This is a genomic window from Streptomyces sp. CB02366 (assembly GCF_001905905.1).
In the GTDB taxonomy this organism is placed as follows: domain Bacteria; phylum Actinomycetota; class Actinomycetes; order Streptomycetales; family Streptomycetaceae; genus Streptomyces.
The window spans coordinates 304360-318745 of the sequence record NZ_LIVT01000002.1 but is presented as its reverse complement, the minus strand read 5'-3'; the positions used below and the strand labels follow the sequence as shown (position 1 = coordinate 318745).

The window sequence follows — 14386 nt, the reverse complement described above, 5'->3', positions numbered from 1 at the left end:
CCCGTGCAATCGATCAGCAGGCGGCGCCTGCTGCGCGCGGCCGGAGCGGGAGCCCTCATGCTTCCGCTCACGGCCCGTGCCGCGACCGCCGCGACCGCCGCGACCGCCGCGACCGCCGCGACCGCCGCGACCGCCGCGACCGCCGCGACCGCCGCGACCGCTCTCCAGGCGCAGTGGGTGGGCGCCGGCTCCTTCACCCATGTCTACGACCCCTCCACCCCCGGCCGCCGCCGCTACCTCAACGACCACACCCTGATCAGGGCGAACGGCCGATGGCACCTCTTCGGCATCGTCGGGGACAGCGTCGCCCCCGGTCAGGTACCGGACAGCTCCGCCGAGACCTCCTTCGTCCACGCCTCTGCCCCCCACCCGTACGGGCCCTGGACCAGCCATGCCGACGCGCTGACCGTCGCCCCGGCCTACCACGGCGAACAGCACCTGTGGGCCCCGCACGTCATCGAGGCCGATGGCCGGTACTGGATGTTCTACGCCGCGGGAGGCGCCGCCGGGGCCGCGATCAACCTCGCCACCTCCCCGGACCTCTTCACCTGGACCCGCATCCCCTCGGGTCCCCTCTTCCGGGGGCGCGCCGCGCGCGACCCCATGGTGGTGCGGATCGGCGCCGAGTGGGTCATGTACTACACCGAGCTGGCCGCCTCCGACGGCCGCCACCTGGTCTGCTACCGCCGCTCCGACGACCTGCTCCACTGGGGCGAGCCGGGCATCGCCTACGCCGACCCCAGCACCGCCGCCTCCGGGGTCTCCGTCACCGAATCGCCCTTCGTGACCGCGAAGGACGGCTGGTACTACCTGTTCATCGGGCCCCGCGGCGGATACACCGGCACCGACGTCCTCGTCTCCCGCGACCCCTTCCGCTTCGGCCTGGACGGCTACGCCGGACATGTGGCCGGGCACGCCGTCGAGCCGGTGGCCGACGGGGACCGCTGGTACGCGAGCGCCGCCGGCTGGTTCGGGCGCGGCCTGTACCTGGCCCCGCTGCACTGGCAGGACACGCCGCCCTTCTGGCAGAGCCCGGACAATCCGGTCGCCGCCCAGGACGCCCAGGGCCGCCTGAACGTCTTCGCCCTCGACGACGCGGACCGCTCGATGCTGCGGCGCGTCCAGCTCGACCCGGACACCGACACCTGGTCGGCGTGGGAGGAGTTCGGCGGGCCGGCCGGCGCGGTCCCCACCCTCGGCCGCAACACCAACGGCAGGCTGGAGGTCTTCTCCCTCGCCCCCGGCGGCGCCCACCTGCACCACCGGGTCCAGCGGCCGGACGGAGGCTGGTACGACTGGGAGGAGTTCGGCGGACCGGCCGGCGCCGCCCCCGCCGTCGCGCGCGACGCCGCCGGCCGCTTGGAGGTCTTCGCCCTGAGCCCCGGCGGCGCCGTGGTCTCCCGGCGTCGGCAGGGGTCGCCCGGGGCCCTCACGTGGGACGCGTGGGAGCCCGGATTCGGCGGCCCGGCGGGAGCCCCGCCCGTCGTCGCCGCCCATACCGACGGGCGGTTGGAGGTGTTCAGCCTCCAGCCCGGAGGCGCGGAGATCCGCCACCGGTGGCAGCTGTCGCCGGGCGGCTCCTGGTCCTCGTGGGCCCGCTTCGGCACCGCGGCCGGCGCGGCCCCGCGCGTGGCGCGCGACGGCAGCGGGCGGCTCACCGTCTCCGCCCTCGGACCGTCCGGTGCGGGGGCGTTCCACCGCCGCCAGTCCGCACCGAGCGGAGGGTGGGACGACTGGCTGCCCCTGTTCGGCTGGTCGGCCGGGACTCCGCTGCTCCTGCCCGGCGCCGACGGCCGGCTGGAGGCCTTCGCGCTGTCACCGGGGGGCGATCGGCTCGATCACCGGTGGCAGTACGCGCCCGGCGGGGGCTGGGATCCCGGAGGCGAGTTCGGCGAGCCCGGCGGCCTCCTCGCCGCCGCCCCCGCCGCCGCCATGGACGCGACCGGGCGGATCCACGTCTTCACGGTCTCCACCGAGGGCCGGGTGCGTACCCGCGTGCAGGCCCGGCCGGGCGGCGGCTGGCAGCCCTGGGCCCCCTTCGGCGACCGCGCCGTGGCTCCGCTGCGTTCGGGAGCCCCCGCCCCCTGACGGGCCGACTGCCCGTCCGCCTCCCCGCAGCTGTCCTAAACGTGACTGATACCACTCGGTAGGACGGTGCTCACAGGCGGTAGCGTGCCCCATGCCGTTGGGAAACCGTGGGGGACGGGGGAGCGTTGAGCGGGATTGTCGTGCATCTGCCGGGCGGGGCCGAGAGCGCTCCCGTGACGCTCCGGCTCGGCCCCGGAGAGAGCGCGCGCTTCGGCCGCGGCTCGGCCACCACGCCGGTCGAACTCCGCCTGGCCGAGTCCACCGTGTCCCGCCTCGCCGGGGAGATCCGGGCGACCGACGACCACTGGCAGTTGAGCAATCTCAGCAGCACCCACAGCTATCTCGTGGAGAACCCGGAAGGGGCGGGGGAGTACCTCCGGGTTCCGCCGCGCCGCCTCGGGGCCTCGATCCCCTTCGAGTTCTCCCGGGTGGTGCTGCCCTCCCGCAGCGACACCCCGGTCAGCTTCCAGGTGTTCGCCCCCGACCACGTCTACCTCGATCCGCGGTTCACGGACGGATCGGGGGAGAGCCGCACCCTGACGGCGTACTCGCTGGACGAGACCTCCACCTACTTCCTGGTGCTCGTCGCACTGTGCGAACCGTGGCTGCGGGACGCCTGGCCCGTCGCGGTCCCCACCACCCCCCAGGTCGTCGAACGGCTCCGGGGCCACCCGGCGTGCGCCAGACTGACGGCGCGTGCGGTCAGTTCGCACATCGACTACCTGGCGGACGAGAAGCTGAGGGTGGACGTCCCCGCGGCCGACGGCGCCGGGCGGACGGAGCGCCGGAACGGCAAGCGCGAGGCCGTGGTGGCGATCGCTCTGAGATTCGGCATCGTGGGGGAGCAGCACCTCGCGCTCCTGCCGCGCAGAGTCCAGCCCCCGACCGGGCGGTAGGCCGCGGTGCCCCCGCAGCACCGGGCCGCGTCCGAAAGCGGCGACCGGTCCGGAATCCTGCCCCCCGGGTACCGCGTGGGCGAGTGGACCGTCACCGAGCAGATCGGTTCCGGAGGCTGGGCCACCGTCTACGCCGCACGGCCGGCGGACCGGCCGGACGGCCCCGAAGTCGCCCTCAAGGTCATGCCCACCGCCGGACTGGCGCCCCGCCAGGCCCGCGACGTGGCCGAAGCGGCGAGCCGCGAGGTCGAACTCGGCCGGCGGGCGCCCCACCCGAGACTCATCAGGCTCCTCGACACCCTCGTACTGGACGCCCCGGACCGGCCCGCGCTCGACGGGGCGATCGTCCTGGTCATGGAGCGGGCCAGGTGCAGCCTGCGCGAACTGCTCGCCGCCGGGATCACCGAGGAGGAGGGCGGCCGGATCATCACCGGCGTCTGCGAGGGCCTGGCCCACCTCCACCGCAGCGGCTGGGTGCACACCGACCTCAAACCCGAGAACATCCTCGTCCACCGGGACGGCGGGGTGCGGCTCTCGGACTTCGGCTTCGCCATCGAACTCAGCGGAACCCACGGCTACGCGGCCCCCGTGGGCACCCCGGACTACCTGCCCCCCGAGCGGTGGCGGCAGCCACTGGGGGAGCGCGGCGTCCAGGTCCGGCCCACGGCCGACATCTGGGCTCTCGGGATCGTGATCCACGAGGTGTTCGCCGCGGGGGTCTCGCCGTTTCCCGGCGCCACCCCCATCACGCGAGGAGCCGCCGTGCAGGAGTACGGCGAGGGCCGGGCGGCCTTGCGGATGGACCACGCCGTACCGGAGTTCTGGCGCACTCTGGCAGCCGACTGCCTCGCCCCCACGCACGAGGCCCGTGCCGCGCACACCGCCGAGAGCCTGCTCGAACGGATCATGGCCGCCGCGCCGAGTCCCGGCCGCCGGTCGCCGCGCCCCCGGTTCCCCTCCCGGTTCGGCGTCCTCGCCGCCCTCGTCGCGTGCGCGGGGACGCTCACCGGCGGGCTCTGGTGGATGTGGGGCGGAGAGGACGCCGGACGTCCTCCCGTGCGCATCCGGGTGTTCAACGCCGAGCGGGGCTGCCAGGACCGCGAGGGCCGCCACCCGGCGTGCAGTCTGGGCCTCGCGATCGATCCGCACCGGCCCTACACGGCCGAGAACGTGGTGCCGACGCGGGTGTGGCACGGGGACGTCCTCGAAACGGACTGCCGGCTGCGCGACGGCTGGCCCATCATCGACGAGGCGGACCTGCACTCCACCCTCTGGTTCCGGATCCGCCTTCCCGGCGAGCACGGGCACTCCACGGCCTGGCTCCCCGCCGTCCGCACGAAGGACCACCCGGCCCTCCCCTGGTGCACCGGCCCCTCGGAAGGCCCCGGCCGAACGGCGGCGCCCCCGCCCACCGGGGCGGACGGGCCGGCGGCGCCCCCGGTGCGGGGCGCCGGGCCCGGGGCGTCCGGTGCGGCCTCCGGAAGCCTGTCACTCCGGATCGTTCCGGATACCCGGCCCGGCGGCCCCTCCCTAGCCTGACCACCGCACCGCAAGAGAGCCGTCCGAACGGAGCCCGGGGGTACAGGGATGCCGACGACCGCCGTCACCGGCCACCCCGCCGCCACCCGGCTTTCGCCCCCGGAGCGCCGGGTGCTCGCGGCGGTCGGCTGCGGCCTGCGGGACGACGAGATCGCGACCGCCCTCGCCCTCTCCGAGGAGAGCGTCGCCGAGCACCTCGCGGGCGTCCTGGTGAAGCTCGGTCTCCGTGACCGGGACGCCGCCATCGTGCACGCCTTCGACTGCGGACTGGTCGTCCCCGGACGCGGCGTCCGCACCCCCGCCCACAGGCCGCCCCCGCAGGCCCCGGCTCCGCCGACGGCGGCCGGCCGGCTCCGGGTCTCGCTGCTCGGTCCCCTGCGGGTCCGGCAGGAAGGGCGGCGACTGGACGCGGGGCATCTGCGTCAGCAAGCGGTCCTGGCGGTCCTGGCGCTGGGCGCCGGGCGGTCCTTCAGCCGGCGGGAACTGCTCGACGGGGTGTGGGGCGCGGAGCCGCCGACCGGGAACGTGGTGCCCGTCTACGTCTACCGGCTGCGGAAGGCCCTGTGCACCGCCGGTGGGCCGGACCCGGTCATCGAGCACGGCGCCCGCGGCTACCGGCTGGCCTCCGAGGCGGTCGACGTGGACGTGGCACGGTTCGAGCAGCTGTCCGCCGCCGTCGCACAGGCGGAGCGGGCGGGCGAACCCCGTGCGGTGGTGAGCCTGTGCGCCCAGGCACTGGGGCTCTTCCGGGGGGAGCCGCTGGCCGGGCTCCCCGGGCCGTTCGCCGAAGGAGAGCGGCTGCGGCTCACCGAGCGCAGGATCGCCCTCACGCAGGGGAAGCTGGAGGCACAGCTGCGGCTCGGTCAGCACGCGGAGGCCACGGCCGAGTTGTTCGCGCTCACGGCGGCGTACCCCCTCCACGAGCCGCTGGCGGCCCTGCTGATCCGGGCACTGCACCGGAACGGGCGCCAGGCCGAGGCCCTGACGGTGTTCGAGCGTGCCCGCCGCCGCCTCGCCGACGATCTGGGGGTCGCTCCGGGACCGGTGCTGCGACGGGCCCAGCGCACGGTACTGCGCGCCCGCTCCTGACCGCACCGACGACGGCGCGCCCCTGCCCCGAGCGGGTGGAGCCGCCCGGCATTCCACGCCGGATGGAGCCCGGCGGCCGGGAACGGACCGCGCCCTCCGCCGCCCGCGGCGGCGGGCGACGGAGGGCGGCCGTTCTCAGGAGGCGAACTCCTTCTCCAGCCGGGGGATCAGGTCGCGCAGGTCCTCCTCCCAGCAGCCGCCGTTGTGGCCGCCGTCGCACCGGGTGCCCCAGCCGGCTCCGTCGCCGTAGTTGACGTAGTAGTAGGACATGCCCAGCGCGTCCATGGCCGCCTTGACGTTCTTGGCCGCGCCCGCGACCCAGAACTCCAGGTCGAAGATCGTGCCGTTGCCCTCGCCCACGTAGATGGAGACTCCGACCCCGCCCTTGGCCAGCTTGGCCATGTGCTGGGACGGATCGACCTGGTTCCACCGCCAGTCGGCGTTGAACACCGGGTAGGGGGAACCGAACGCGGCGTCACTGTCCACCCCCGGCTTGTAGGGGGAGTCGGCGGGGTCGCAGACCCCGGACGCCGAGGCGCAGGCGACGCCCTGCGCGTCGATGAGCGTGGCGACCACCGCCATCCGGAGGTCCATGGACCGGGCCGACAGGTCGATGTCCCCGGAGAGGGACGCCGTGTGGCGGAACAGGTCGGGACGGGCCTGGGCGTAGTGGAAGGCGCCGAACCCGCCCATGGAGACGCCGGCGATGGCCCTGCCCTTCTTGGTGGGGACGGTCCGCAGGTTGGCGTCGATGAACGGGATCACCTGGTCGAGGTGGAAGGTCTCCCAGTTCTGGGCGCCGGCCGCGGTCTTCTGGTTCAGCCAGTTGGCGTACCAGCCCCGCGGGCCGCCGTCCGGGATCACGGTGATCATCCGGTCCGACGTCTTCAGGGCCGGATACGTCTGGCCGACCGGGTCGTCGGGCGAGCCGTGCAGGAAGTACATCACCGGATAGCGCCGGTCCGGATCGTCGTAGTAGCCGCTCGGCAGGATGATCTTGATGTGCTGCTCGCCCTTGACCTGGGGCGTGTTCACCGTGAGGTAGAAGTCGTGGGCGTCGCCGACCGCCGCGCCGACCTGGGTCAGGCCGAAGCCGTCCGGCATCGTCGGGGGCGCGGTGGCCGGGCCGGAGGCGCCGGCCGGACTTGCCGGTGCGACCACGGTCGCCACGGCGGCGAGCGTCCACACCAGTGCGAGCCGCCACCGAGGAACTGTTCTCTTCACTGCGTTCTCCCTTTTCGAGGCTTCCGCTTCCGAGGCTTCCGCGTGCTCATTCCAGGACCTTGGTCCGCAGCTTCGGGGAAGCCGCGATCTGTTCCTCCGTGAACCGCTCCGTCACCCACGTTCCGGCCGAGAACAATCTGGTCTGGTCGGCGTAGTGCTCGGAGGTCGGATCGGCCGACTGGGAGTAGGCCATGACGGAGTACGCCTCCGGGGGGCCCTCCGCGGTGAACCGCACCTGCTGGACGAAGCTGGATCCGAAGACGACGTCGAATTTTCCGTCGACCTGGCCGGGGGTGATCACGTTGAGCACGCCCAGCTGGCCGAGCGCACCGTGGATCGGGATCCGTTCCCCGTTCCGGGTGATCTTCTGGACGTCCGAGAGCGGGGCGCCCAGGGGAATGCCCGCCTTGCGCAGGGCGAGCACCGCCCGGGCGAACGCGGCGCTGACGTCGGAGTGGCCGGCGTCCAGCGAATTCGGCGTGTGGACCGGGTTCTTGGGGTCGAAGGGGACCCGCCACGGCAGTTTCTCCACGCCCCGCCCGTTGAGCAGGTAGGCCCAGTAGTTGGCGAAGAGCCAGGAGCCCCGGCTGTCCGCCGAGTAGTCGTGGCTGGTCCAGGCGGCCAGGATCGGGCACGCCTCGCTGACGTTGACGAGGACCCCGTCCACCAGGATGTGCCCGAAGGGGGCGTTCCGGCACATGGTCACGGTCGCGTTGAGGGCCAGGTCGGCAGCCCTGCTGTTGTCGGAGAACAGCAGCTTCCCCATGGTCTCCGGTGTGAAGCCCCTGCCCGACAGGCCGTCGGTGCCGTTGATCCGCTTCTGCGCGGTGAGGATGAGCTCCTGCGTGCGCAGCGACCGCGGCGCCGAGGTGTCGCCCATCACGCGGGGGAAGGCGAGCGGCTCCTCGGGGTTGGCCAGCCAGGCGCTGTCGTTGGCGTTGCCCGCGAAGTCGGAACGGATCAGGCGGGGTTGCCTGTGCGGGGCCAGCAGTCCGGGAGCGGCCGCGTCCGGGTCGTCGGGCCAGTCGCACGCGCTGCGCTTTCCGTCGAGGATGGAGACCGGCGGCACGTTCGGCAGCCGCAGCGTCTGGTGGAACAGCAGTCGGCCGGTGAGCGTGAGGCACGACTCCGCCAGCTCGTCGGTGATGTTCGGGGTGGCCTGGATGTCCGCGTACAGGGCGTCGCCCTTGCGGTCGGAGGCGACGGTGTTGAAGAACGGGATGCCCTGGGTGGTCTCCAGGATGTCCACCACGTCGTGCACGTCCGTGGCCTGGTCGAGGCGGAACCAGGTGTTCAGCGCCCGCAGGTTGTGCATGTTCACATCGCGTACCGCGTGCGCGCTCACCACCCAGGGCAGCGCCTGGCCGTGGACCGAGGTGGTGATGGGGCCGTAGCGGGTGGACCACAGGGTCCGGGTGACCCTGGAGAGCGAGCCGTCCGGCTTGAGCACGTCGACCCCGACCTGCTGCGAGGTCATCCGCTCCCACACGCCGTCCACGAGGTACGAGGTGGGGTTCAGCGGATCCACCTGCACGTCGAACAGCCCGAACGGGGCGACCGTGGCGACCGTGTGGCTCCAGGCCACGTTCTCGTTGTAGCCGATGTTCACCGCCGGGAATCCGAGCAGGCCGGCCCCGGAGACGTTGACCTCGCCCGGAATCGTCAGCTGGCTCTGCCACATGCGGTTCTTGCCCTGCCACGGGAAGTGCGGGTTGGCCAGCAGCATGCTCCTACCGCCCGAGACCCCCTGCGAACCGACGGCCAGCGCGTTGCTTCCCATGCTCTGCTGACGGCTCACCGCCATCGCCTCGCGGATCTTCTCCGCGGTCCTCGCGGCGGACTTCTTCGCGGCCTTCGCCGCGTCCTTCGAGGGCGCGGCGGGCCGGGCGGCCGCCGAGGCTCCCGGAGGCGCGGCGGTCACCATGCCGTCCAGGAGCGCGTCGGCGGTGCCCATGATGATCTCGGCGTGCGCGTGCCGGTAGACGTCCAGTTCCGTGATCGGCCGCACCCAGGCCGCGCCGCGGCAGGCGGGGTCGGAGATGCCGTCCGCACCGGTCTCCGCCAGGTACCTGTTGTACCCCTGGACGTAGCCCCGGATGGCTTGTCGGACTTCCGGCGCCGGCCCGTCGGGGGCGGGCTGTTCGAGGAGCCGCTCCACCACGCGGTCGTCCTTGAGCCGCTGGAAGTACAGGTCGCTGTGGAGATTGGTGGTGGTGTTCTGGTTCTGGCCGGGACTCGCCCTGCCGTCGGGGCCCAGGTGGCGTGACCGCCGGGCGTCGACCATCAGATAGGTGTCGGCGAGGGTGCAGATGTTGTCCTTGGCCGACGCGTACCCGTAGCCCGTCCCCAGTCCCTCCCAGTCCGAGGCGATGATGTGCGGAATGCCGTACTCGGTGTAGCGGATGGTCGGCTTTTCCGGCCCGGTCCCCGCGGCGGTCCTCCCCTGCGCCGTCGAAGCGGTGGCCGCCAGAGTGCTCATCACCACCAGCGCGGCCACGACCACCCGTGGCAGTCTCGCCCGGTATCTCCTGTGCGGCATCGCCGTCCTCCCCCTCGGGTGCAGCCCGTCGTTCCGAACGGATTCACGCTAAGGAGGAGCGATGAAATCTCGATGATCGGCGCGTGGCCCACCGCCGCGGACCGCGACCTGGCCGCGAGCACCGCCGAGGGGCTGCGGCAGGTGCTGGAGGCTCTCGGGGGACACCGCCGTCGCGTGGCGGGCCGTCCCGTTCCCGCGGGAGCCGCTCAGGAGCCGACGGGTCCGCCTTGACCTCAACTGTTCTTGAGGTTCTACGTTGCTCGTGTTCCGTCGATCACGAGGAGGGGAACGTGAACGTGGTGCTCAAGGAGTACTCGCAGCGGGAGTTGGCCGCGCAGCCCATCGGGGCGTGGACGGGCGTGGCGTGTCGGCTGGTGGTCGGCGCTCTGCGCGAGCAGTTGGCGGTGGAGGGTCTCACCCAGCCCCATTGGTGGACGCTGAACCACGTGGCGGGAAAGCCGGGCAGGTGGACCCGTGCGGCGCTGACGGAGCGGCTGGCGGAATGGGACGACCTCGGGATCGACTTCGACGGCGTCTTCGACGATCTGGCCGACCGTGGCTGGCTGACCGAGGACGCACAAGGCATGACGCTGACCGAGGCGGGAGAGGCGGGGCGCATCCGGGCCGCGGAGCGCAACGCGCACATGCACCGGCGGATACACGAAGGCGTCGACACGGCCGACTTCGTGACCACGGTCAACGTCCTTCGGCGCATGGTCGCCAACCTCGGCGGCGACGGCGATCTGCCCGCCTGACCGTTCCGCGCCGACAGCGCCGGTGCGGAACGAAGGCGGAGGCGTGAAGGGCGGCCCCGGAACGCTGTGAAGAGGGGGTTCCGGGGCCGCTTCCCTGTGCTCGGGAGGGGCTGGAGCGGCTCCCCGGAAAGCCTGGTTCTGGGGGGCACATGGAGGGGCGGACGCCGGTGGGAAGCCGGCTTACGCCGGTGTCGGCCGGACTCCCGCGCCGGCGGAGCGCGAAGGCCCGATTCATCTCGAAGGCCGAACAGGCATAGTCCGACCTGCGAAGACGTCGCCTGTCTGGTGCGACGTCGGTGGCGCCCCCGGCAGGACTCGAACCTGCGGCCAAGCGCTTAGAAGGCGCCTGCTCTATCCACTGAGCTACGGGGGCCGGGTGTCCTGATCGGTGGTTCCCTGGCCGTGCCGGGACAAGGATAGAGCTCCGATCGTCTGGACCCGGTTGCTTCACCTGCGTGGCACGATGTGGAGGTTCGGTGAAGCGAACCGATAATCGCAGGTAGGTGCGATTCCTGCACCGGTTTTCGCTCCCCTCGCGCCGGGTGTTGTGCACTCGTTATGCCTCCGCCCCGCCCGCCCCCTCTGTCCGGCCTCTGTCAAGAGGGTGGAACCGCCGCGCAGAGAGGCCCATACGCTTCAAAAAGGCTTCAAAATTGGGCATTCTTCACATGTGGTGACCATGGACGTACGGCCTCAGCTCATCGACGCACTTTCCGCCCTGCGCGACCGTGTCGCCGCCGTGCGCCTCCCCCTGCCCCTGCCGGGGGCCGAACGCGCCCGGCAGACCCGGGCCGAACTCCTCGCCCAGCTCGACGACTACCTCCTGCCGCGCCTCAAGGACCCCGAGGCGCCGCTGCTCGCCGTGATCGGCGGATCCACCGGGGCCGGGAAGTCCACCCTGGTCAATTCCCTGGTGGGATGCCGGGTCAGCGAGGCCGGGGTGCTGCGGCCCACCACCCGGACCCCGGTGCTGGTCTGCCACCCGGACGACCACCACTGGTTCGCCGGGGCGCGCGTGCTGCCGCAGCTCACCCGGATCTGGCTGCCCCCGGGGCAGACGGCCGACCCGGACGGGCTGGACGACCTCGCCGCGCGGGGCGGGGACGGGGAGGACGCCCTGCGGGTGGAGACCGCGGTCAGCCTGCCCCGGGGACTCGCGCTCCTGGACGCCCCCGACATCGACTCCCTCGTCGTGCGCAACCGCGTCCTCGCCGCCGAACTCCTCTGCGCCGCCGACGTCTGGGTGATGGTCACCACCGCCTCCCGCTACGCCGACGCGGTGCCCTGGCACCTGCTGCGTACCGCGAAGGAGTACGACGCCGCCCTCGTCACCGTCCTCGACCGGGTGCCCCACCAGGTGATCGCCGAGGTCTCCCGGCAGTACGCCGCGCTGCTGACCCGGGCCGGACTCGGGGAGGTGCCCCGGTTCACCATCCCCGAACTGCCCGAGTCCACCGGCGGCGGCAGCGGGCTCCTCCCCGCCAGCGCCGTCGCCCCGCTGCGCGCCTGGCTCGCCCACCGGGCCCAGGACCCCGCCGCCCGGCAGCAGGCCGTGGGGCGCACCGCCTCCGGCGTCATCGAGTCGCTCACCGTGCGGGTGCCCGCCCTGGCCTCCGCCGTCGCCGCCCAGTACGCCGCCTCCGTACGGCTGACCGGCGTGGTCGAGGAGGCGTACGGCAAGGAGGCCGCCCGCATCCGCCGGCGGCTCAAGAACGGCGCGGTCCTCTCCGGCGGCGCGCGGACCCGCTGGCGCGGCTTCCCGCTCTACAGCTCGCCCGAGGAACTCCTCGACGCCCTGGTCGACAGCCTGGCGGCCCTGCTCCAGTGCTCGGTCTCCGCCGCCGACGAACAGATCCGGACCCAGTGGCGCCGCGAACCCGCCGGGAGCCGCTTCCGCTTCGAGGACGCCGGGCGGGAGGCCGGGGGCTGGGGCCCCGCCGAGGACGTCGAAGGGCGGATCGCCGTCGCCGTACGCCGGTGGCGACGGGTCCTGGAGGAGCTGGCCGAGGAGGAGGTGCGCCGGCTCGACCGCAGCGTCGCTCCCGCCCCCGAGAACGTCGCCGCCCTGCTCGCCGCCGCCCTCCTCGGAGGGCGGCGCGCCCGCGCGGCGGGGGAGCAGCTCGCCGAACGCATCGGCGTCCAGGGCGCGCTGCGCCTGCGCGACAAGGGGGGCGAGCTGCTGACGACCTACCTCGACCAGGTCCTCGGCGGCGAACGCGACCGCCGCCTCGCCCCGCTCGACGCGCTCGACGTCGCCCCCGAGCCCCAGGCCGAACTGATCGCCGCGCTTTCCGTACTGCAGAAGGAGAGGTGGCAGCGATGACTGCCGTCACGGACGAGGACCAGAGCAAGGGCAGCGGCACGCGCAAGCGCGACGGGCGCTGGGACGACGGGCTCATCGCCCGTCGCGCGGCGGCGGCCAGGACCCGCCGGGCCGCCGACCCCGCCCCCCGCACACCCGACGACGACGAGGCGGACCTCCAGGTCGAGGCGTACGCCCCCGCCGGGGGGCCGCTGCCCACCCGGCTCGACGCCCTGCGCGAACTCGTCGGCCTCTCCCGCGCCCGGCTCGACCGGGAGACCCTCGCCGAGGCGGGACGCGTGCTCGACGAGGCCGCCGCCCGGCAGCGGCTCTCCTCCCGGCACACGGTCATCGCCGTCGCGGGCGCCACCGGCAGCGGAAAGTCGACCCTGTTCAACGCGCTCGCCGGGGCGCCGATCTCCGACACCGGGCTGCGCCGCCCCACCACCTCCCAGCCCATCGCGTGCAGTTGGACCGACGGGGCCGCCGGGCTGCTGGACCGCCTGGCCGTCCCCGGCCGGCTGCGCCGCCGGCCCCACCCCGGCCCCGCCGCCTTTGACGAGGCGTTGCAGGGGCTCGTCCTGGTCGACCTGCCCGACCACGACTCGGCCGCCACCGAGCACCGCGAACAGGTGGACCGGGTCCTGGCCCTGGTCGACGCGGTGATCTGGGTCGTCGACCCGGAGAAGTACGCCGACGCGGCGCTCCACGAGCGCTACCTGCGCCCGCTCGCCGGCTATGCGGAGGTCACCTTCGTCGTCCTCAACCAGACCGACCGGCTGCCCGGGGAGGCGGCCGACCTCGTCCTCGACGACCTGCGCCGCCTCCTCGACGAGGACGGCATCGCCCTCGGCGAGCACGGCGAACCCGGCGCCACCGTCATGTCCCTGTCCGCGCTCACCGGCGACGGGGTGCCCGAGCTCCGCGAGCTGATCGGCCGCTTCGTCCAGGACCGCACCGCCGCCGCCCGCCGCCTCTCCGCCGACATCGACGCGGCGGCGGGACGGCTGCGCCCGGTGTACGTGGCGGAGGGCCGTCCCGGTCTCGGGGAGTCGGCGCGCGAGGAGTTCACCGACCGGCTGGCCGAGGCGGTCGGCGCGACCGCCGCCGGACAGGCCGCCGAGCGCGAGTGGCGCAGGAACGCGAGCCGGGCCTGCGGGACGCCGTGGCTGAGGCTCTGGCGCTGGTACGAGAACCGGGGCCTGCCCGGCAGCCTGGACCGGATGGGCCAGGCGCTCACCCCGCCCGAGGAGGAGCCGACGGCCCGGCAGCGGGTCGAGCAGGCGGTGCGGATCGTCGCGGACGACGCGGCGGGCGGGCTGCCCGGCCCCTGGGCGCAGGCGGTGCGCGAGGCCGCGTTCACCGGGGCGCAGGGGCTGTCCGAGGCGCTGGACGATCTGGCGGTCAAGGCCGGGGCCCCCGGAGCCGGCAAGCGGGGCGGGGGGACGGAGACGGGGCGGAACACGGCCGGCGGCGCTCTGCCCGGCGGGCGGCCGGCCAAGCCGCCCCGGCCCGCGTGGTGGCCGGCCGCCGTGCTGGCCCAGGCGTCGATGACGCTCCTGCAGATCTTCGGCGGCCTGTGGCTGGTCGGCCAGATCGTCGGGGTCCTGGAGCCGGGGCTCGTCGTCCCCGCCCTCGTCATGCTGGCCGGAGTCGTCGGCGGCCCGCTGGTGGAGTGGGCCTGCGCCGCCGCGATCCGGGGGCCGGCCAGGCGGTACGGGCAGGACGCCGAACGGCGGCTGCGCGAGGCGGCGGCCGGATGCGGCCGGGCCAGGGTGCTGGACCCGGTCTCGGCCGAGCTGGCCCGGTACCGGGAAGTGCGCGAGCGGTACGTGACGGTGACGGAGTTCTCCACAACCGGCCGGTAGTCCACAGGCTCCGACGCGATTCCCGTCCGGCGTCCACCATGGAGTCCCACGCGGCACGGCGCCGCCCGACGCCGTGCGAAGCGGTA

The 14386-nt window shown here is 73.8% G+C and carries 9 protein-coding genes and 1 tRNA gene; 7 read left to right on the top strand and 3 right to left on the bottom strand.

Annotated elements, in window-relative coordinates:
• The first annotated feature begins 3 nt into the window (after positions 1-3).
• The 4 genes from AMK24_RS07035 to AMK24_RS07020 all read left to right on the top strand — a co-directional run bounded on the left by AMK24_RS07035 (position 4) and on the right by AMK24_RS07020 (position 5612).
• Complete coding sequence (locus tag AMK24_RS07035; protein WP_242435005.1) at positions 4-2088, top strand: family 43 glycosylhydrolase; 2085 nt, start codon at positions 4-6, stop codon at positions 2086-2088.
• A gap of 125 nt (positions 2089-2213) precedes the next feature.
• Positions 2214-2984: a serine/threonine protein kinase gene (locus AMK24_RS07030; protein ID WP_199876385.1), complete on the top strand. Its 771-nt coding sequence runs from the start codon at positions 2214-2216 to the stop codon at positions 2982-2984.
• Positions 2985-3059: 75 nt separating this feature from the next.
• Positions 3060-4523 (top strand): serine/threonine-protein kinase, encoded by a 1464-nt coding sequence (locus tag AMK24_RS07025; protein ID WP_079190462.1) that lies wholly within the window; start codon positions 3060-3062, stop codon positions 4521-4523.
• Between the two features lie 48 nt (positions 4524-4571).
• Positions 4572-5612 carry a BTAD domain-containing putative transcriptional regulator gene (locus AMK24_RS07020; RefSeq protein WP_073766161.1) on the top strand — a complete coding sequence of 347 codons (1041 nt, stop codon included), beginning with the start codon at positions 4572-4574 and terminating at the stop codon, positions 5610-5612.
• Between the two features lie 135 nt (positions 5613-5747).
• Here AMK24_RS07020 and AMK24_RS07015 read toward each other — a convergent pair whose 3' ends face one another.
• Positions 5748-6836 carry an alpha/beta hydrolase gene (locus AMK24_RS07015; protein WP_073766159.1) on the bottom strand — a complete coding sequence of 363 codons (1089 nt, stop codon included), beginning with the start codon at positions 6834-6836 and terminating at the stop codon, positions 5748-5750.
• A 46-nt stretch (positions 6837-6882) separates the two neighbouring features.
• The gene (locus tag AMK24_RS07010; RefSeq protein WP_073766157.1) at positions 6883-9375 is read right to left on the bottom strand and encodes a penicillin acylase family protein; all 2493 of its coding nucleotides are present in this window, start codon (positions 9373-9375) and stop codon (positions 6883-6885) included.
• Positions 9376-9665: 290 nt separating this feature from the next.
• Here AMK24_RS07010 and AMK24_RS07005 point away from each other — a divergent pair, with 290 nt between their 5' ends.
• Positions 9666-10130, top strand: coding sequence for a MarR family transcriptional regulator (locus AMK24_RS07005; RefSeq protein WP_199876384.1), 465 nt, complete (start codon positions 9666-9668; stop codon positions 10128-10130).
• 297 nt (positions 10131-10427) lie between these two features.
• On the opposite strand, the gene AMK24_RS07000 is transcribed toward AMK24_RS07005, so the two are convergent.
• A tRNA-Arg gene (locus AMK24_RS07000) sits at positions 10428-10503 on the bottom strand.
• A 306-nt stretch (positions 10504-10809) separates the two neighbouring features.
• Between AMK24_RS07000 and AMK24_RS06995 the strand changes: the two genes are divergently transcribed.
• Together AMK24_RS06995 and AMK24_RS06990 are read left to right on the top strand one after the other, a co-directional pair.
• Positions 10810-12453 carry an ATP-binding protein gene (locus tag AMK24_RS06995; RefSeq protein ID WP_073766155.1) on the top strand — a complete coding sequence of 548 codons (1644 nt, stop codon included), beginning with the start codon at positions 10810-10812 and terminating at the stop codon, positions 12451-12453.
• On the top strand, positions 12450-14300 hold the full coding sequence (locus AMK24_RS06990) for a YfjP family GTPase (RefSeq protein WP_073766152.1): 1851 nt from the start codon (positions 12450-12452) through the stop codon (positions 14298-14300). The genes AMK24_RS06995 and AMK24_RS06990 overlap by 4 nt, the downstream gene beginning before the upstream one ends.
• Positions 14301-14386: the final 86 nt, after the last annotated feature.

What these genes read in the sequence shown, in the direction of transcription:
- AMK24_RS07010 (WP_073766157.1), bottom strand. Translation starts at nt 9,375, where the DNA reads ATGCCGCACAGGAGATACCGGGCGAGACTGCCACGGGTGGTCGTGGCC.
- AMK24_RS06995 (WP_073766155.1), top strand. Translation starts at nt 10,810, where the DNA reads ATGGACGTACGGCCTCAGCTCATCGACGCACTTTCCGCCCTGCGCGAC.
- AMK24_RS07020 (WP_073766161.1), top strand. Translation starts at nt 4,572, where the DNA reads ATGCCGACGACCGCCGTCACCGGCCACCCCGCCGCCACCCGGCTTTCG.
- AMK24_RS06990 (WP_073766152.1), top strand. Translation starts at nt 12,450, where the DNA reads ATGACTGCCGTCACGGACGAGGACCAGAGCAAGGGCAGCGGCACGCGC.